Here is a 19,443-nt window from a genome sequence, read left to right as displayed (position 1 = left end):
TACGCGGTAAACCTCACAGGTTTTTGAAACCTGTGAGGTTTCGAAATTGATCAAAAAGCCTAAAAAATTTGAAAAAAACCCCAATTATAAAAGTTATTATCCCTGCGTATAACGAAGCTGATTCGATTGCAAAAGTGATTGCTGAAATCCCCAATATCGTCGATGAAGTTATTGTGGTAAGCAATAATTCGACCGATGATACTGAGAAAAACGCTTCAGCTGCCGGAGCAACAGTACTTCAAGAGAACCGAAAAGGTTATGGCTATGCTTGTTTAAAAGGTATGGAATATATCGCCAATCAAAATTCAACCCCAGATATCATAGTTTTTCTGGATGGTGACTATAGCGATTACCCTTCAGAATTAACTAATATCGTTGCGCCTATTCAGCAGAACAATATTGATATGGTTATTGGTGCTCGGGTTAAAAAATGGCGAGAAGATGGCTCAATGACGCTTCCGCAGATTTTCGGGAATTGGCTCGCCACCACTTTAATGCGCTTATTTTTTGGCGCAAAATTTACCGATCTTGGACCTTTTAGAGCCATAAAATACGAGAAATTGCTAAAGTTAAATATGCAAGATAAGACCTACGGCTGGACGGTAGAAATGCAACTTAAAGCCATAAAACAAGATTTTTCGTATGTAGAAGTGCCGGTGCATTACAAAAACAGGATTGGTGTCTCTAAAGTTTCTGGAACGCTAAAAGGCGCTATCTTTGCAGGCGTTAAGATTTTGGGTTGGATTTTTAAATATAGCTTTAAATAGGTAAAAAAATAGATTGGATTTAGCGATTATCATATTATACACATTGGCCTTGCTGGTGATTTTCTTTTACAGTATTTCAGAATTGCAATTATTGCTGAATTACCTAAAGGCGAAGAAAAGTGTGGATACTGCTGAAAAATTCGATCTAAAAAATCCTACTGAAATCCCCAACGTGACCATCCAGTTGCCGCTTTACAACGAAATGTATGTGGTAGAACGTTTACTAAGGAATATCGGAAAAATCGATTATCCAAAGGACAAACTTGAAATCCAGGTGCTGGACGATTCTACAGACGAATCTGTTCTAAAAACCACTGAAATTATTGCTGAAATTCGGAAAAGTGGAATTGAGATTCAACATATCCAACGTGAAAACCGAAGCGGATTTAAAGCCGGTGCTTTAAAGGAAGGGTTAAAAATCGCCAAAGGAGAGTTTATTGCTATTTTTGATTCCGATTTTATGCCGAATCCAGATTGGTTACAACAAACGGTTCCTTATTTTAAGAATCCTGAAATTGGTGTGGTGCAAACGCGATGGGCGCATTTAAATCGGGATTATTCGTTGCTCACCAAAATCCAGGCTTTCGCTTTAGATTTTCATTTTATTCTGGAACAAACCGGTAGAAATTTTGGTCGGCATTTTATCAATTTTAATGGTACCGCAGGTATTTGGCGCAAAGAATGTATTTTGGATGCCGGGAATTGGAGTGGCGAAACGCTTACCGAAGATTTGGATTTAAGTTATCGCGCGCAGCTTAAAAAATGGAAATTCAAATACCTGGAAGATGTCGAAACTCCGGCTGAACTTCCGGTTGCCATTAGTGCAGCACGTTCACAGCAATTTCGTTGGAATAAAGGTGCTGCTGAAAATTTCAGAAAAAATTATCTAAGATTGGTTAAAGACCCCAGTGTTTCTTTCGGCACAAAATTTCACGGATTTTTTCATTTGCTAAATTCCAGTATGTTTTTGATCGTTCTGCTATTGGGGATTTTAAGTGTTCCGGTTTTATACATCAAAAACAACAATCCTGCGTTTAGCTGGTATTTTAATGTGCTGGCAGGATTTGGCATTAGCACGATTATTTTCTTTTGCTGCTACTATGTTCCCTACACCAAAATTTACGGAAAAGGAATCAAATCTTTCTTCTGTTTTATCGGGATGTTTATCACATTTTTTGCGGTGGCAATGGGATTTTCTGTGCATAATTCCTTAGCCGTTTTAGAAGGTCATTTTGGGAAACGGTCGGAGTTTATCCGTACGCCAAAATTTAATGTGAATACGCTGAAAGATTCGTGGAAAGGCAATAAATATTTATCGAATAAATTTTCCGTAAACATTCTTATCGAAGCGCTACTTTGCCTCTATTTCGCTTTTGCAGTGTACAGCGCTTTTGCGCTAAATGACTTCGGATTAATTGTTTTCCATCTAATGCTTTTCGGTGGCTTTGGTTTTGTGGCTTTTAAGAGCATTTTTTCGAAGGGATAATTTTAGTAATTAGAATTGAGATCGCTTCGCTGTTAGAATTCAGATCATATTTATAGTTGTTTTAAATCCTTACTCCAATTTTTAAACCGCCCCAATCTTCAGGATCACCATATTCAAATTCACGCGTCATTGAGGTTTGATAATACTCTAAATAGAAAAAACCAGATTTAATAACTAAACCGTAATAATATTGCCCAGTAAAACGCTCTATTTTGTTAGAAGGAATAGTATAAGGGCTTCTACGATTAAAAACTCCTCCTTGTAATAGAGCATTGTATCCAACAAAATTAGTTATTCCTCTAGCAAATAGATAAACCTGGAATTTACTTCTTCTATTGGATGTTCTTAAAGGTGAGTTAACGAGTCCTAAAGTTGCACTTGCACCTAGATTGAAATCTGTGAACATCGTCCCCAATCGTACCTTCGATTCACCATATAATGAAAAATAATTACTGAAATTTAAAAGCAACGTTTCGAAGCCTAGATTATAATTCAGCATTACGTCATCGACGATTTGATTATCCCATCCTCTAGGCTTCCAATTCCCGGTAGCCTCATGAATCCAAGTTTGCCCGGCTCCGCCCAAAGATGATGGCCCAATAATACCTAGCCAGAAAGAAGATTTCATCCTGGACCCCTTATCAAGATGATCACTAACGCTCATCATTTTTAAAGTTAATGCTGAAGCGTAAGGCCGATCAGTATATCTGATATCAATGTCGCTTATGACATCTGGTGTAAATGCGGAATGCTCTATAGCAAGTCCATATTTATAATTGCCACCTTTACTTTTAAAAAAAAGAAAGTTTATTGGGTTTTTTCTGAAAACTGGATGAACTAATTCGAAATTCAAACCCTGAGTGTAATCATCATCCGAGTACATAAAGAAATCATTATCATAATTGAGTCTGAAATAACGATATCCTTCAAAATCGTGAACTATGTTAGTTGAGTTAATTTCTTGTCCATAAGTAAATATTGAGAAGCTCGTAAAAAATAAATTTACTAAAGTAACAAAGCTGAAATTATAAGATTTTTTTTTCAAGATTTTGAGAAAGAGTTATACTTCGGAAAAGATAAAAATAAAATTATTTTTCTTTTATTCTCTAGAATATCATAAATAGGTTTAACATAAATCTTGATTTCTGTTCACTTGGCAGATGATTTGTCTAATATTTATGTTTACTTTCGAAAAGTATATGATTAAATGGCATCAAGCTTGTTCCAATCCCTGAAACTCTATAAAATTCCTTGGTTATTATTTTTAACGGCTGCTGCTTTTTACTGGAGTTTTGCTTACGATCTTGATCGAGCAGATTTCCCAAAATTAATCACCCTTTACGCGGGTTTATTTTTTCTGAGTTTTAAAATTATTCAGCTTTTAAAAACACGATTTTGGTTACTAGCTGGTGCAGCATTAATTTTTAGACTAATTTTTATTTTCGCTTTACCTAATCTTTCACAAGATTTTTACCGGTTTATTTGGGATGGGCGATTACTCGCTAACGGAATTAATCCGTATTTATCGACGCCTGATTATTTGATAGAATCGGCACATTTTGGTAGCATTTCCCAAGCTCAGCAACTGGTGAATGGCATGGGCACACTAAGTGCTTCCAATTACACTAATTATCCGCCTATTAATCAATTGATTTTTGCTGTTTCAGGATGGTTTTCAGATAAAAATATTCTTTTTTCAGTAGTAATTTTTAGGCTGTTTATTTTGTTGGCTGAAATCGGAATTTTGTTCTACGGAAGAAAACTTTTACAAAAACTTGATTTACCAGAATACTACATTTTCTGGTTTATACTGAATCCATTTGTGATTATTGAATGCTTCGGAAATCTACATTTTGAAAGTGTGATGGGATTTTTTATTCTACTGAGTTTTTACTTTTTATGGAAACGAAAATGGATCATTTCAGCTATAATTTTAGGGTTATCGATTTCCGTAAAATTGCTTCCGCTGATGTTCCTACCGCTCTTTCTGAAGTTTTTCAGCAGTAAAAAAAGTGATGCAGAATTTATCGAAAATCGAAATCTAGCAACTCAGTTTTCAGAAAAAATTACTGAACTAAAATCGATAAAATGGACTAAACTTCTTGGATTTTATGCTATCGTGTTGCTAACGGTCATTTTAAGCTTTCTTCCATTCTATAATTCGGTTTTTCTGAATAATTTTTTGGAAAGTGTTGGGCTTTGGTTTCAGAAATTCGAATTCAACGCCAGTATTTACTACATCGTTCGTTGGATTGGTTTTCAAATAAAAGGATATAACATTATCGCTGATGCGGGTAGGATTCTTCCTGTAATCACTTTTATAATAATCCTAGCCATTAGTCTTTTTAGAAAAAATACTAGCTTAAAATCGCTAATTTCAGGTTGTGTTTTTGCGCTTGCCATTTATTTTTTGCTCTCGACCACTGTTCATCCTTGGTATATTGTGACTCCGCTTTTGCTTTCAGTATTTACCAAATATCGATTTCCTATCGTTTGGTCTTTTATGGCAATTTTAAGCTATAGCGCTTATGGAAATACCGAATTTCAAGAGAATTTATGGCTGGTGGCCTTAGAATATTTAGTGGTGATTGGCTTTGCGATCACTGAAGTTTTCTTTCCGAAGAAATTAAGCTTTAGCCTTCTTTCTTGATTTATGCATCAAAAATAAATTTCTAATATATACTACTGCTCCAAAAAAGTGTGCTGATAATAAGACAGGGTCAGTTCTAAAACAGGCGTATGTAAAAATAATGGCAGAACCCGTTAAACTCATTACCCAGAATCCCCAAGGCAAACTACTTTTGTCGTGCCTTTCAGAATAGATCCACTGATAAACGAATCTTCCTGTATAAACCATTTGCCCTACTGTTCCCAAAATTACTAGCCAAATAGCAATATTATCGCCGGTAAACAGCCTTGACCAATCTAAATCACTAAAAAACACAAGATAAACCGTAATAAGTATTGGTGAGAGAACCACAGCGATTTTAAAGAAAATATTGGAAAGTTTCCACTGGTCTTGTAATTGTAAATTGCGGAAATAGATATAATAAATAAGCGCCTGGCCAATCATGATCGATAAATCCTTACGTAAATAGCCGTAAACGAAGAATAGAATCGCACCTAAAAGGCTAAGCTGCCAAAATAATGTTGGGGTTTGTACTTTATTTTTTTTCTCTGATAACAACCATTGATTTACTAATCTGGCTGAAAAACATAATTGAGCCAAAAAACCGATCCCATACACTATCCACATGTTCATACACCAGAGAATTAAAAAAGCTGCCCAAAATACGCCAAAATTGACTAGAGGACAGCTTCAATTTAATATAATTATTTGTTAATACTCCACCTGAAGCATTAATCGGCACATTACATATCCAATAGATAAGCAAATATAAGTGGCGCTACAATTGTTGCATCGCTTTCAATAATATGTTTAGGCGTATCAATATCTAATTTACCCCAAGTAATCTTCTCATTTGGAACAGCACCAGAGTATGACCCATAGCTAGTTGTTGAATCTGAAATCTGGCAGAAATAACTCCAAAATGGGGTATCGGTTCGCTCTAAATCTTGATACAACATTGGTACTACACAAATTGGGAAATCTCCTGCAATACCACCTCCAATTTGAAAGAAACCTATTCCGGTATTCGCATTTTCTGTATACCAATCGGCTAAGAAAGTCATATACTCGATCCCAGATTTCATAGTACTAGCTTTCAATTCTCCTTTAATTACGTAAGAAGCGAAAATATTACCCAATGTGCTATCTTCCCACCCCGGTACGATTATCGGTAAATTTTTCTCAGCAGCAGCATACATCCAAGAATCCTTCAAATCAATTTCATAATATTCTTCTAGAACTCCAGAAAGTAATAGTTTATATAAATATTCATGAGGAAGGTAACGCTCTCCTTTATCATCTGCTTCTTTCCAGATTTTATAAATATGTTCCTGAATTCTTCTAAAAGCTTCTTCTTCAGGGATACAAGTATCGGTTACCCGGTTTAAGCCACCTTCTAACAATTCCCATTCTTCTTTTGGAGTAAGATCACGATAATTAGGCACGCGCTTGTAATGTGAATGTGCTACAAGATTCATTACATCTTCTTCAAGATTCGCACCAGTACAGGAAATGATCTGTACCTTATCTTGTCGAATCATTTCAGCAAAAATCTTTCCTAATTCGGCTGTACTCATTGCACCAGCAAGAGAGACCAGCATTTTATTGCCTTTCTCTAATTGCTTTTCGTAATCTTTAGCGGCATCGACAAGCGCTGCTGCATTAAAGTGTAAATAATATTTTTCTATAAATTGCGAAATCGCTCCTTTATTCATCTTCGTCGTCTTCGTTAGAATCTTGATATTTAAATTTGTAGCTAAGCATTTTATAATAAAGTTTAGCTGCTAGAAAGTCTGAAGATTTTTCATCTTTATTTGGGCAAAGCTCAACGATATCAAAACCTACTACGTTTTTCTTTTTAAACATTAATTTTAAAAACTCTAAGGTTTCGTACCAAAATAAGCCTCCTGGTTCAGGTGTACCTGTAGATGGTAAAATTGAAGGATCGAAAGCATCTAAATCTATCGTAATAAAAACGTTTGGCGTCATTTGTCCAATAGCATCATCCATCCAATCTTCATATAAATCATGTCCAAAATAAACTTGATTCTCGTCCATATGATCGGTTTCTGAAATATCCATCGAACGAATACCAACCTGTACCAGGTTTGTATTTTTACTAGCTTCATGCATTGCGCAGGCATGATTGCATTTAGAACCTTCATATTCTGCTCTCAAATCGGCATGAGCATCAAGTTGCACTACTGTTAAATCTGCAAAGCTTTCATTAAATGCTTTAATACTGCCAATAGAAATACTATGCTCTCCTCCAAAAAGGGTCACAAATTTGTCCTGAGCGATATAGTTTTTAGTAGTTTTATAAACCGCTTCTACCATCTTTTCAGGTGATGCATCTTCAGTTACTGGTGGCGCTAAATAGATACCTTTTTTGTAAACTTCAGATCTTGTTTCAATATCATAAAGTTCCATGTTTTCTGAAGCTTCTAAAAAAGCATCTGGTCCTTTATCTGCGCCTTTTTGCCAGGTACTTGTTCCATCATAAGGAACAGGAATTAATACCACTTTTGCCTCGTCTATACGAGCGTATTTATCTGGTATTCCGGCATAATTCTTTTTACTCATTTTAATCTAATTGGTTTAATAAGAAATAGTTGAAATCATTAAAGATAAATATTTTAATGATTATAATTACTGGTATCCTAAAATATCCAGCATATCTTCTGCTTTTTGCTGTTCTTTAAAAATCTTGGTAGTGATTTTACCATTTTCATCCTTGTCTATAAGCAAATGCTTTGGTTGCGGAATTAAACAATGTTGTAACCCTCCAAATCCACCAATGGTTTGTTGATAAGCACCGGTATTAAAAAAACCAATATATAATGGCTTTTCCTTTTTAAACTTGGGAAGATAAATAGCATTGGTATGTTGCTCACTATTGTAATAATCATCACTATCACATGTTAATCCCCCCAATAATACTCGCTCGTACTCGTCGTTCCAGCGATTAATGGCTAGCATCACAAACTTTTTACTAATTGCCCAAGTATCTGGTAGAGTTGTAATGAAAGACGAATTGATCATATTCCACTTTTCACGATCGTTTTGTTGCTTTTGGTATAAAATCTCATAAATAGCGCCACCACTTTCACCTACTGTAAAACTTCCAAATTCGGTAAAAATATTTGGAACCTCAACACCGGCTTCTTCGCAAGACTGTTTGATTTGGTTGATAATCTCTTCAACCATATATTGATAGTCATATTCAAAATGAAGTGAATTTTTTATAGGAAAACCTCCACCAATATTTAAACTATCTAAAGTTGGACACACACGTTTAAGGTTAATATACACCTTAAGACATTTATTGAGCTCGTTCCAATAGTAAGCGGTATCACGAATACCGGTATTGATAAAAAAGTGAAGCATTTTTAGATTCACTTTATCATTATCCTTTATGGATTGATTGTAGAATGGCACAATATTCTTGTAACCTATCCCTAATCTTGAAGTGTAAAATTCAAATTTTGGTTCTTCTTCTGATGCAATTCTAATCCCAACTTCAAAATCATCATTAATCCTATCTTCCAGCAAACTTAGTTCTTCGTAATTATCAATAATCGGGATACAGTTTTTGTGCCCATTATTAATTAGCCTACCTATATTATTGACATATTGGTCGCGTTTAAAGCCATTACAAATTACATAAGCATCATCTTTAAGTTTTCCAGAAGCCTTCAATTTTTCAATAATATTAATATCGAAAGCAGAAGATGTCTCGATATGAATATCATTCTTTAGCGCCTCATTCATCACATATTCAAAATGCGAACTTTTGGTACAATAGCAATAATTGTAAGAGCCTTTGTAATCAAGATTCTGCATTGCGGTATTAAACCAGCCTTTTGCTCGATTAATATTTTCTGAAATTTTTGGCAGATAAGTAAATTTTAATGGTGCTCCGTACTGTTTTACCAGCTCCATTAAATCTATATCATGAAATTGAAGTTCACTACCTTCTAATTTAAATTCTTCTTGAGGAAAATAGTAAGTTTGATCGATTAAATCCCTGTATTTGGTATTCAATTTATATAAGTAAATGGTTAAAAAATAAAAATTAGGTATTATTTCATCAGTCTGAAAATTCAGATTGATAAAATATTGTTAAGAATATTATCAATATAAAAATTACGACGTCTAGAGATTATTCTAAACTCAAGTGCCACCTGAACTGGCGGGAATCTGAAAAGAAAAATGTTTTTCAATTTAAAAACACTAAAAGAATATTTCTAATAATTAATGATCTAATTATAATTGCGATTGCTAAGGATAGCAATTTATCCCAGTTATAATTTCTGGGATAAATGTAAATAAAAAAATGATTGAATATTTAAAAAATGATTTACAAATTACCAAGATTAATAACCTCTTGCTTGGTAAGTGTTCTAAAGCGACCTCTTGGCAAATCTTTCTTGGTTAAACCACCAAAAACAACACGATCTAAATTAACAATCTCGTATCCTAAACTTTTAAATATTTTCTGAACGATATGGGATCTTGTGCTTGTTAGCTCTAAACCTACTTCAGATTTCGGTCGATCTTTCACATAACTCACATCGGTTACATTTACTTTTTTCCCTTCAATAAAAACGCCTTCTCTAATTTTCTCTAAATCTTCTTGTGATAGCGCCCTATTAATTTTTATGTGATAAATCTGGCGTATCCCATTTTTAGGATTAGCTAGTTTCTTAGCTAAAGCACCATCGTTTGTAAATACCAACAAACCGGTAGTTTGGGTATCTAATTTACCAACTGGATCGAGTTTAGATTTAGAAGCTTTTGCCATTATATCCATTACCGTTAATCCTCCTTTATGGATACTTCCGGTAACGAAAACTCCCTTAGATTTATTTAGCACAAAGTATTCAGGCTTATCTGGAGATATGCTACGGCCATCGAATTTAACTTCATCAGTAAGCTGCACTTTGTAACCCATTTCGGTTACTATTTCTCCATTTACAGAAACATTTCCTGAAGATATGTAAATATCGGCATCTCTTCTAGAGCAAATACCTGCGTTAGCGATATACTTATTTAAACGCATTCCATCTTCCCTTTTTTCTAAAGCAGTTACTTTTTTAGATTTTATAGGCGCGTTACCGCGAGCATAAGATTTGTTGCGACTACCGCCACCTTGTCTTCCACTATGCTTTTTTCCTGAAGAATTATCATTCCTGCTCATATCGCTAATTTTTTGCAAAGATACTGGTTACCTTCGATGTTAAAAAATGATTATTGAAAGATTTTGAATTTTCTTTAATCCAACTACTTCAAATAAAGAAAGTTGAAAGCCTTTTTTACATATTTCAGTATAAAAAAGCTTCGGCTTCCTTAAAAAACTCGGTTTAAAAGGGTATCTGGATCGATAAGTAAAATACTGAAAACCCCCAAAACAATTATAAACTTGAGAATATTATGAAGCAATAAATACTGCCACCTCGCTTTACTGAAATATAGAATAAGCATAAACAGGATAAGCAATAAAAAGCTTACCCAAAAATAAATATCCATATACCCCAAATCAAACTTTTGCGTAAGTAATAATGTTGGGATGATAGAAAATAAGAATAAAATCCCTAAAAATAATTTGCTCCACTTCTCCCCGTATACTACAGGTATCGTATTATAATTTAGGGCCAGATCCCCCTTAATATTTTCTAAATCTTTAACCAGTTCTCGCATAGCGATCATTAAAAATAGGAATGCGGCATGGATAAAAATTACAGCTTCGGTATTACCGTAATACACAAACACAGCAAAGAAAGGTATAATAGCCATTACAGATGCTACAAGATTCCCAACAAATAAAATCTTTTTGAGACGGTGTGAATAAAACCAAATTGCGAAAATATACAGCGAAAAAAAGACCACCGTTTTAAACGAAACATAGCTGGCGAAAAATACAGAAAACATATTCAGAATAAAATATACTGAAAGCTTTGTTCGTTGTCCCACAATCCTATCGAGCATCGTTTTTTTGGGACGATTTATTAAATCTTTCTCGCTATCGTAAAAATTATTTATAATATATCCTGAAGCAATTACCGTGGCGGTACTTAGAATAATGAAAAATAAGTTATCGTCGAAAAAAACATCTCTTAAAGGAAGTTCTGGAGCTAGAATAAATGCTGAAGCTAAATACTGCGCTATAACGATCATAAGAATATTATAACCGCGAACCACAGAAAAAAGGCTAAGCATTTTAAGCAAAAAGCGCTTATTCATCAGCGAAGCCATACGCTATTGATTTTAGTAAGTTTAGAAGTTATATACAACTTCCAGATTGTAATCTTTAAGTGCTTTTTTGGCTTTTTCCAAATCTTCTGTAAATCCTAAGATATAGCCACCACCACCAGAGCCGCAAAGCTTAAGGTAATAATCGTTGGTTTCTATACCATGTTTCCACAGCTTATGAAATTGCGCAGGAATCATAGGTTTAAAGTTATCTAAAACCACATGAGAAAGATGTTTTACATTTTTAAATAGCGATTTTACATCTCCCTTTAAAAAATCATCAACACAAGCATCTGTATGTTTTACAAACTGATTTTTAAGCATTTTCCTGAAAGGTTCTTGCTTCATATTCTCCATAAATATGCTTACCATCGGGGCTGTTTCTCCCGTAGAACCGCTATCCAAAAGAAATACAGCACCTGTACCGTTTTCGGTTTGCGAAGGAATTCCGGCAGGTTCGATATTGTCTTTAGAATTAATTAGAATCGGAATGCTTAAGTAGCTATTTAAAGGATCTAATCCTGAAGATTCACCATGAAAAAAAGATTCCATTTTACCGAAAATCTTTTTCAGTTTAAGTAATTTATCGCGAGTTAGATTTTCTAAAACGGTAATTTTATCTGTAGCATACTTGTCGTAAATCGCCGCTACTAATGCACCGCTACTACCAACGCCATAGCCTTGTGGGATGCTCGAATCAAAATACATTCCTTTCTCAATATCAGCTTCTAAAGCATTAATATCAAAATGTACAAGCTCTGGATTTTCGATTTGCAGCGTATTTAGATATTTTGCAAAACGAGCTAAGTGTTCATTAGATTCTTTAGATTTTGCTGTAGGCTCTTCAGAAACCTTTAAAGCGCCATTATAAAAATTGTAAGGAATAGATAAGCCCTTAGAATCTTTGATGATTCCATACTCTCCAAACAATAAAATTTTAGAATAAAATAAAGGTCCCTTCATATAATTAGCCTTTTAGCTACTACAACCAGATTATGATTTACAGCAACTTATATAAAATTACAACATTTTTGCTCCTTCTCCAACCTCATCGCAAATATAGTGTCCATTTTCACAATAGACAACTAACTCGTTCTTAACAAATTCCAAAATTTCTTCTTTATTTGCTGAAGGATATAACATATGTACGTTTGCACCGGCATCTAAAGTAAAACAAACCGGGATTCCGCTTTGTTCTCGCTTCTCCCAAATTTTATGAATAAGTGCCAAAGTATTTGGTTTCATCAATAAAAAATAAGGATCGCTACTCATCATCATGCTATGAAGGCTAAGCGCTTCGCTTTCTACAATTTTTATAAAAGTTTCGAGATCTGCATCTGCAAAAGCAGGGATTAGTTCTGATAAATGATCGTTTGCCTGCTTAAATCTTGCCTCTGCAAAGGGATGCCCATGCATCAAATCGTGGCCTACCGTACTGCTCACCTGTTTAATTCCTTTGTCTACCAATAAGATAGTATCTTGATAATCCTTAAAAACGGCATTAGTTTTAAGAGGATATTCGATCCCGTAATAGTCACTACTCAGTAAAACATCTTTGTGCTCGCCCCAAACGACCATATTGCCTTTTATACTTCTACCAGCACTACCACTACCCAATCTTGCTAAAAACGAAGCCTTTTTATTAAAGAAATCATCGCTCATTTCAGGAAAAAGTGATTTTTCCAAACTCATCACACAAAGTGCTAAAGCACTCATTCCACTTGCTGAAGATGCTATACCGCTACTATGCGGAAATGAATTCTCTGAAATAATTTCAAATCTAAAATGCTTCAAATAAGCACAATAAGGCAAAATTCGTTTAAAAAAAGAAGCAATTTTAGGCTTAAAGCTTTCTTTCTTAACGCCTTCAAAAATCACTTCAAAAGTAATTTCTTCAGAATTTTGATGCGCTTCAGTAACTTTAACATAGTTTAATTTAGTTGTAGTTTTACAGTTTTTGAGCGTAAAACTTAAAGAAGGATTCGCCGGAATTTGATTTTCCTTTTTACCCCAATATTTAACTAAAGCTATATTACTTGGTGCTTCCCAGCTCACCGAACCATTTTCTATGGTTGGATTAACATCTGCTGCGATAAATTCCTTATCAGGCATTTTTAGAGATTTTCGACAAATATATACTTTTAAATTTTTCTTACTGATTCACCCATAATTCATTTTTTTTGTTATTTTTAAAAGACAAAACCTAATCATAACTAATGAATGCTAAGCTGCTTATACGCAGTGTTACAGCAACTGCCGTTTGTCTAGTATTTGGCTTTTTAGGCATTATTGCACTACAAGACGGATTAGACAGCTGGTATGCTGCGCTGCAGAAACCATGGTTTACAGCACCGGAATCTTTCTTTGGCCCGGTGTGGACAATCATGTATATACTTATTGGCGTTTCGGCAGGTTTAGTATGGAGTAAAGGTTTCTATCACAAATGGGTAAAAACAGCACTTTATCATTTTGGCTTTATCCTACTACTCAACACTTTTTGGTTTTTATTTTTCTTTGGATTGCACGAACCATTAATGGCTCTACTTGCGATTATCTCCGTATTTATAGTTGTTCTTATTACTATAAAATGGTTTAAAATTGTAAACGCATGGTCTGCCTACTTATTAATCCCTTATGCTGTTTGGGTACTTTATTTGCTGGCTTTTACTTTTGAATTTTGGCGTATTAACTAACTTTCAGCAATAGATTTTGCAGCGATATATCCACCCGTCCAGGCATTCTGAAAATTGAAGCCACCCGTAATAGCATCGATATTTAGTACTTCTCCTGCAAAATATAAGTCTTGATATTTTTTACTTCGGAAGGTTTTAAAATCGATTTCTTTTAAATCTACACCCCCAGCAGTTACAAACTCTTCTTTAAAAGTACTTTTACCGTTTACCTGAAATTCAGCATTCGTTAATTGTATCGCTAATGCTTCTAATTGCTTTTTTGAAACATTGGCCCAAACCTCTTCTTCTACAATTTCTGAAGCCTTGCATATTTTTATCCAAAGTCGCTTTGGAAGTTCAAATTGTGGATATTTAGAAACTTTTTGTTTTCCGGAGTTATTCTTGATTTTCATCAAATCTTCCATTATAGAATCTGAATTAAAACCCGGCACCCAGTTTACCACTATAGGAAATTTATAATCATATTTGTTTAATTCTCGCGCTCCCCAGGCAGAAAGTTTTAAAATCCCGGGGCCACTTAATCCCCAATGAGTTATTAAAAGCGGACCTTCACTTTCCAGTCCCGAATTCGGAATTTTCACTTCAGCAAAATTAGCGATACCGGCAAGACCTTCTATTCTAGGATCTTTGATATTAAACGTAAATAAAGACGGTACCGCATTTATTAAATGATGCCCTAAACGTTGAAGGATATTCCACATTTTAGGATTACTCCCTGTTGCTATGACTAACTTCTCGCAAGTAAAATTCGTCTTAGTGGTTTTCACATTCCAGGCATTATCTACTTTATCAATAGCATTTACCGAATATCCTGTAAGAATATCTATATTTAAACGCTTGGTTTCGCTAAGAAAGCAGTCTATAATAGTTTCAGAAGTATTACTCACAGGGAACATTCTGCCATCTTCTTCAGTTTTCAATTCTACGTTGCGATCGGCAAACCAGCCAATGGTATCACCCGTCATAAAACTATGAAAAGGGCCAAGTAATTCTTTTTGTCCTCTGGGATAGTTTTGTGACAATTCTTTCGGCATAAATTCAGCATGCGTCACATTACATCTTCCACCACCTGAAATTTTAACTTTAGATAAGACCGTTTTTCCTCGCTCTAGAATGGCAATTTTTAATTCGGGATTAAACTCTGCAATATTAATTGCTGTAAAAAAACCGGCAGCTCCACCACCTACTATCAAAACATCGTAATGCGTCATCTAATTTTGTTAGAAATAATTATGGCAAATCTTATCATTATATTCGATCTGGAAAGTCGGAAATAATCCCATCTACTCCAAGATCTTTCATCTTCTTGATTTTTTCGGTTTTATTTACCGTCCAAACATTCACTTTAATTTTGTTACGGTGGCAATCCCCTATAAAATCTCTGGTTACTAATTTATAATAAGGATGAATGGCAGCTGCTTTTAAGTGTCGTGCCTGTAAAAATGCAATACTCATATCGTCTTCTGTTAACACAGCTAAAGGGATTGTAGTATTTTGACTACGAAGACTCATCAATTCATTAAAATTAAAGCTTGAAATCAAAATTCTTGATTCTGGCCGCTTTTCCAGCAAGTCTAATACCGGTAATGCTGTTCCTTCTCCTTTCAATTCTATATTCAAAATTACTTTATCCTGAATAACATCGAGCACTTCTTTTAATGTAGGAATTTGATAACCTTCTGAAGTTCTACAAGATTTAAGCTCCTTAAGTGATTTTTCACCAACAAATCCTGTACAAGTAGTTGTACTATCTAGTTCTTCATCATGAATTACAACAAGCTCTCCCGTTTTACATAGATGCACATCGATTTCGATCATGTCTACCTTTAGGCTAATAGCTTTTTTTATACTCTCTAATGTGTTTTCGGCCACGTGACCTTTGGCACCTCTATGCCCAATTTTTAAAGGAGTTGTCATTTATAAGTGTGTTAGTTAGTGTATTTCAAATTTTTTATAGTCCAAAAAATTATATTCATTAGTCCTTTAGAAAGGCTTAGGACAACTTAACATTTTTTTTCTGCCTGGCATGCTTAAATTTACTTGATTTCGAATTACTAAAATGCAAATTTTATGGATCAACCAAAAACCTTTCCACAACAAGATCAAAAACAACCTGGAGATGAGTATCAAATGCACCCCCAGCCAATGATCATTAGAGCGTCTTATAAAGGTAGTGAAAAGCTGAAGGGAAAAAATGCTTTAATTACCGGTGGAGACAGTGGTATAGGTCGAAGTGTAGCCTTACATTTTGCTAAAGAAGGCGCTAATGTTGCCATTATATATCTAAGCGAAGATGAAGATGCTTTAGAGACTAAAAAATTAATAGAGGGCGAAGGACAGCGATGCGTTTTAATTGAAGGAGATATTAAAGATTCTGAATTTTGTAAAAAATCGATAAAACTTACGATTGATGAATTAGGAAGTCTAGACATCCTAATTAATAATGCCGCTGTACAGTTTCCAAAAGACGATATACAAAATATAAGTATAGATCAGATTAAGGAAACTTTTGAAACCAATATTTATCCCTATTTTTATATTATCAAGGAAGCGCTAAACTATTTAAAAGAAAACGCCGCAATTGTTAATACAACCTCGGTTACATCTTATAGAGGAAGCTCCCATTTACTGGATTATGCCAGTAGCAAAGGCGCAATTACGAGCTTTACCAGAAGTTTATCTACAATGCTCGTATCAAAAGGGATACGTGTAAACGCCGTAGCACCAGGCCCAATTTGGACGCCTTTAATCCCTGCTACTTTTGACGATGTAAAAGAATTTGGACAAAAAGTACCCATGGGAAGAGCCGGGCAGCCGGGAGAGGTTGCACCCGCTTATGTATTTCTAGCAAGCGAAGACAGCAGTTATATTACAGGACAAACCATTCACGTGAATGGCGGAGAATTAATTGGAGGATAATAATTTAAAAATACAATATGGAGAAATGGTTTGAAGCATCAGCAACAAGTTTAATTGCTATCACATTAAGTGCAATAGGCATTTATATTTTAGTAATTATTTATACAAGAATTGCAGGAAAACGTAGTTTTTCTAAAATGTCGAGTTTCGATTTTGCCATGACGATCGCCAGTGGTAGTATTTTAGCTTCAACCATTTTACTAAAAAACGTAAGCTTAATTCAGGGTGCGGTAGGTCTTTTGGCGGTCTATATTTTACAAATTGGCACAGCATATTTAAGAAGATATCCGGCTTTTCAGAAAATTACCGATAATGATCCTATCATGTTAATGAAGGAAGGGGAGATTTACTATGATAATCTGAAGAAAGCCCGAGTAACCGAATCTGATTTGCGCGGAAAATTAAGAGAAGCTAATGTTATCCGACTTTCTGAAGTGAGAGCGGTAATCTTCGAAACGACAGGCGATGTTTCTGTTTTACATTGTGATCCTGAAACTAAATTGGAAGAATGGCTTATTAAGGATGTTAAGCAAAAAACTTAAATTTAGCTGCTAATATCCTTTTAATGTATCCACCGAAAAAATATCAAAAAGAGCATCCAGAATTTATTTTCGATTTTATTAAAAACAATCTTTTTGCGACAATGGTGAGCAATGCGCAAAACCTAATAGCAACTCATATTCCGGTTTTAACAGAAGGAACTGCAGAGGATTTTAGATTGTATGCCCATATCGCAAATCATAATGAGCAATTAAAGTCTCTGAAGAATGATACTGAAGTTTTATTTATTTTTCAAGGTGCAAATGCATACGTAAGCTCTTCATGGTACGCGGAAAAAGATATTAGCACATGGGATTATTCGGCTGTTCATATTAACGCTAAGATCAAAATACAAACTTCTGAAGAGTTAGAAAACTCATTAGAAAAGCTGGTCAATACTTTCGAAAATCGGCAAAAAACGCCCTTATTTTACAAAGATATTCCTAAACAAATGCTTCAGGATCATTTGCCATTAATCACAGGTTTTTGGGCAGCGCCTTTTAAAATTCAGGGAATCGCAAAGTTACATCAAAGCTATTCTGAAGAAGATATTATTTCTTCCGTAGAACATTTAGAAAAAGGAACGCTTAGCGATAAGCAACTTGCCAAAGATCTCAAAAAAGAGAACGGATTGTCATGATTGTATTTTAGAAAGGCAACAAAGCAGACGCTTACAATTCAGAATAATTTCAATTAATCGTTTTTCTTTCGATATCTCATATTCAGCATTTCTATAGACAAAGAAAAGAAGACCGAAAAATAGATATAACCTTTTGGAACATGATAATGAACTGCTTCAATAATAAGCATCACTCCAATCAAGATTAGAAAACTTAACGCTAAAATTTGTATTGTAGGGTGTTTATTTACAAAATCACTTACCGCTTTGGCAAAAATCATCATTACCAAAATAGAAATTATCACTGCAATTATCATAAGAATAATTTCAGTCGTCAAGCCGATGGCGGTTAAAATAGAGTCGAAAGAGAAAATGATATCTAACATCACAATTTGAGCTATAGCCAAACCAAAAGATTTAGCGCTAACATTTTTCTCTGCTTCTTGCTGTCCTTCTACTTTGTGGTGTATTTCTAAAGTACTTTTCACTAAAAGAAAAATCCCTCCTGCTAACAAGATAATATCTCTCCAACTAAGCTCAAAATTGCCAAAAGTAAGTACGGGTTTAGTTAAACCAATAATCCAGGTAATACCTAACAAAAGTAATACTCGTGTAATCATAGCCAACGCTAACCCTCCAATTCTGGCTTTCTTTTGCTGATGCTGCGGCAATTTACCCGCGACTAAAGAAATAAAAATAATATTATCGATCCCAAGAACAATCTCCATAAATGTTAAGGTAAGCAAAGCAACCCAGCTATCTGCCTGAAGAAAAATTTCCATAAAAACGCTATTAATTTGAGGGAGGAAAATTAGAGATTAAAAATCAAATTATAGATAATAAAAAATTAAAAAACAGGGGTTTATATCGCTAAATATTTATCTCTTAAATCCTTCAATAAAAAAGCCTGAAGTTGAAACTTCAGGCTTTAAATTTTGTTGTTATTAATGGTTGGGCATTAAGCCCTATTTTGATCATTAAACGATTAGCGATCTCCCGCGGTTGTTGCCAAGTAGCCAATACCCTGCAAAACATCTTCTTTTTCCTCTAGATCTTTAATCATTAAGGTTTTATTACTGATATCATATTTTTGATCGAAAATCAAAAAAGCTTTTTCTAATATCAATCCCACATAAAATTTAGAGGCTTTATTTAAAATACCAGAGTTTACACTTATTCCATTTTTATCGATGTAAATTAATCTTTTGGAAAACGGCATCCAATTGGAATTAACGTTAATATTAAGATCTGAATCTTTTAAACGATTTAAGAATTCTGAAACCACCTTTTCATTGTAATGAAGGTTTAAAAATTCTTTTAGATCTTTTTGAAAATATTGACTTTCTATTACCTGATTAGCACGCGATACTATATTGTATACCTTAAGGTGTGCACCGTTATAAATTAGTTTCATCGCAAGTTGAGTTAGTTTAGCGATTCAAAATTAAACAGTTAAGATGAATTGTATTGGTATTTAATATTAAAATTTCATCAAAAAATTGATAATTATAGATTTCCCACCTAAGTGTCTTATAATA

The 19,443-nt window shown here is 34.3% G+C and carries 20 protein-coding genes; 7 read left to right on the top strand and 13 right to left on the bottom strand.

Annotation, left to right across the window (positions count from 1 at the left end; all coding sequences use genetic code 11):
• The first annotated feature begins 68 nt into the window (after nucleotides 1-68).
• Complete coding sequence (locus PBT89_RS02515; RefSeq protein ID WP_270063255.1) at nucleotides 69-767, top strand: glycosyltransferase family 2 protein; 699 nt, start codon at nucleotides 69-71, stop codon at nucleotides 765-767.
• 13 nt (nucleotides 768-780) lie between these two features.
• On the top strand, nucleotides 781-2,253 hold the full coding sequence (locus PBT89_RS02510; protein WP_270063254.1) for a cellulose synthase family protein: 1,473 nt from the start codon (nucleotides 781-783) through the stop codon (nucleotides 2,251-2,253).
• Between the two features lie 61 nt (nucleotides 2,254-2,314).
• On the opposite strand, the gene PBT89_RS02505 is transcribed toward PBT89_RS02510, so the two are convergent.
• Complete coding sequence (locus PBT89_RS02505) at nucleotides 2,315-3,298, bottom strand: lipid A deacylase LpxR family protein (protein ID WP_270063253.1); 984 nt, start codon at nucleotides 3,296-3,298, stop codon at nucleotides 2,315-2,317.
• Nucleotides 3,299-3,460: 162 nt separating this feature from the next.
• Here PBT89_RS02505 and PBT89_RS02500 point away from each other — a divergent pair, with 162 nt between their 5' ends.
• Nucleotides 3,461-4,903, top strand: coding sequence for a glycosyltransferase 87 family protein (locus PBT89_RS02500; RefSeq protein ID WP_270063252.1), 1,443 nt, complete (start codon nucleotides 3,461-3,463; stop codon nucleotides 4,901-4,903).
• On the opposite strand, the gene PBT89_RS02495 is transcribed toward PBT89_RS02500, so the two are convergent.
• From PBT89_RS02495 to PBT89_RS02460, 8 genes are all read right to left on the bottom strand, one after another.
• Nucleotides 4,880-5,515, bottom strand: a complete 636-nt coding sequence (locus tag PBT89_RS02495; protein ID WP_270063251.1) for a lipid-A-disaccharide synthase N-terminal domain-containing protein — start codon at nucleotides 5,513-5,515, stop codon at nucleotides 4,880-4,882. The genes PBT89_RS02500 and PBT89_RS02495 overlap by 24 nt on opposite strands.
• A gap of 110 nt (nucleotides 5,516-5,625) precedes the next feature.
• Nucleotides 5,626-6,597 carry a deoxyhypusine synthase family protein gene (locus tag PBT89_RS02490; RefSeq protein ID WP_270063250.1) on the bottom strand — a complete coding sequence of 324 codons (972 nt, stop codon included), beginning with the start codon at nucleotides 6,595-6,597 and terminating at the stop codon, nucleotides 5,626-5,628.
• A complete protein-coding gene (speB, locus tag PBT89_RS02485) occupies nucleotides 6,590-7,465 on the bottom strand; it encodes an agmatinase (protein WP_270059325.1) in 876 nt (291 codons plus the stop codon). Before speB ends, PBT89_RS02490 begins: the two co-directional genes overlap by 8 nt.
• Before the next feature lie 66 nt (nucleotides 7,466-7,531).
• On the bottom strand, nucleotides 7,532-8,926 hold the full coding sequence (locus PBT89_RS02480; RefSeq protein ID WP_270063249.1) for an arginine decarboxylase: 1,395 nt from the start codon (nucleotides 8,924-8,926) through the stop codon (nucleotides 7,532-7,534).
• 316 nt (nucleotides 8,927-9,242) lie between these two features.
• Nucleotides 9,243-10,082 carry a pseudouridine synthase gene (locus PBT89_RS02475; protein WP_270059327.1) on the bottom strand — a complete coding sequence of 280 codons (840 nt, stop codon included), beginning with the start codon at nucleotides 10,080-10,082 and terminating at the stop codon, nucleotides 9,243-9,245.
• Between the two features lie 149 nt (nucleotides 10,083-10,231).
• On the bottom strand, nucleotides 10,232-11,137 hold the full coding sequence (locus tag PBT89_RS02470) for a geranylgeranylglycerol-phosphate geranylgeranyltransferase (protein WP_270063248.1): 906 nt from the start codon (nucleotides 11,135-11,137) through the stop codon (nucleotides 10,232-10,234).
• 21 nt (nucleotides 11,138-11,158) lie between these two features.
• A complete protein-coding gene (locus tag PBT89_RS02465; RefSeq protein ID WP_270063247.1) occupies nucleotides 11,159-12,097 on the bottom strand; it encodes a mevalonate kinase family protein in 939 nt (312 codons plus the stop codon).
• Nucleotides 12,098-12,154: 57 nt separating this feature from the next.
• Nucleotides 12,155-13,246, bottom strand: a complete 1,092-nt coding sequence (locus tag PBT89_RS02460) for a diphosphomevalonate/mevalonate 3,5-bisphosphate decarboxylase family protein (RefSeq protein ID WP_270063246.1) — start codon at nucleotides 13,244-13,246, stop codon at nucleotides 12,155-12,157.
• A 104-nt stretch (nucleotides 13,247-13,350) separates the two neighbouring features.
• Between PBT89_RS02460 and PBT89_RS02455 the strand changes: the two genes are divergently transcribed.
• The gene (locus PBT89_RS02455) at nucleotides 13,351-13,827 is read left to right on the top strand and encodes a TspO/MBR family protein (RefSeq protein WP_270059331.1); all 477 of its coding nucleotides are present in this window, start codon (nucleotides 13,351-13,353) and stop codon (nucleotides 13,825-13,827) included.
• On the opposite strand, the gene PBT89_RS02450 is transcribed toward PBT89_RS02455, so the two are convergent.
• Together PBT89_RS02450 and PBT89_RS02445 are read right to left on the bottom strand one after the other, a co-directional pair.
• Complete coding sequence (locus tag PBT89_RS02450; RefSeq protein WP_270063245.1) at nucleotides 13,824-15,038, bottom strand: NAD(P)/FAD-dependent oxidoreductase; 1,215 nt, start codon at nucleotides 15,036-15,038, stop codon at nucleotides 13,824-13,826. The two genes, PBT89_RS02455 and PBT89_RS02450, sit on opposite strands and share 4 nt — an antisense overlap.
• 37 nt (nucleotides 15,039-15,075) lie before the next feature.
• Nucleotides 15,076-15,744, bottom strand: coding sequence for a glycerophosphodiester phosphodiesterase (locus tag PBT89_RS02445; RefSeq protein WP_270063244.1), 669 nt, complete (start codon nucleotides 15,742-15,744; stop codon nucleotides 15,076-15,078).
• 153 nt (nucleotides 15,745-15,897) lie between these two features.
• Here PBT89_RS02445 and PBT89_RS02440 point away from each other — a divergent pair, with 153 nt between their 5' ends.
• Genes PBT89_RS02440 through PBT89_RS02430 form a run of 3 tightly spaced genes read left to right on the top strand, consistent with a single transcriptional unit; the run spans nucleotide 15,898 to nucleotide 17,926 of the window.
• Nucleotides 15,898-16,746 carry an SDR family oxidoreductase gene (locus tag PBT89_RS02440; RefSeq protein WP_270063243.1) on the top strand — a complete coding sequence of 283 codons (849 nt, stop codon included), beginning with the start codon at nucleotides 15,898-15,900 and terminating at the stop codon, nucleotides 16,744-16,746.
• Nucleotides 16,747-16,763: 17 nt separating this feature from the next.
• Nucleotides 16,764-17,288 (top strand): DUF421 domain-containing protein, encoded by a 525-nt coding sequence (locus tag PBT89_RS02435; protein WP_270063242.1) that lies wholly within the window; start codon nucleotides 16,764-16,766, stop codon nucleotides 17,286-17,288.
• Between the two features lie 23 nt (nucleotides 17,289-17,311).
• Nucleotides 17,312-17,926 (top strand): FMN-binding negative transcriptional regulator, encoded by a 615-nt coding sequence (locus PBT89_RS02430; RefSeq protein ID WP_270063241.1) that lies wholly within the window; start codon nucleotides 17,312-17,314, stop codon nucleotides 17,924-17,926.
• A gap of 53 nt (nucleotides 17,927-17,979) precedes the next feature.
• On the opposite strand, the gene PBT89_RS02425 is transcribed toward PBT89_RS02430, so the two are convergent.
• Nucleotides 17,980-18,687, bottom strand: a complete 708-nt coding sequence (locus PBT89_RS02425; protein WP_270059337.1) for a TerC family protein — start codon at nucleotides 18,685-18,687, stop codon at nucleotides 17,980-17,982.
• Between the two features lie 203 nt (nucleotides 18,688-18,890).
• Nucleotides 18,891-19,319, bottom strand: a complete 429-nt coding sequence (locus tag PBT89_RS02420; RefSeq protein WP_270063240.1) for a hypothetical protein — start codon at nucleotides 19,317-19,319, stop codon at nucleotides 18,891-18,893.
• Between the last annotated feature and the right edge of the window lie 124 nt (nucleotides 19,320-19,443).

Origin of the sequence: Zunongwangia sp. HRR-M8, from assembly GCF_027594405.1 — a bacterium.
GTDB lineage: Bacteria > Bacteroidota > Bacteroidia > Flavobacteriales > Flavobacteriaceae > Zunongwangia.
The sequence above is the reverse complement of the archived record's forward strand: the minus strand, read 5'-3'. Positions and strand labels throughout refer to the sequence as shown.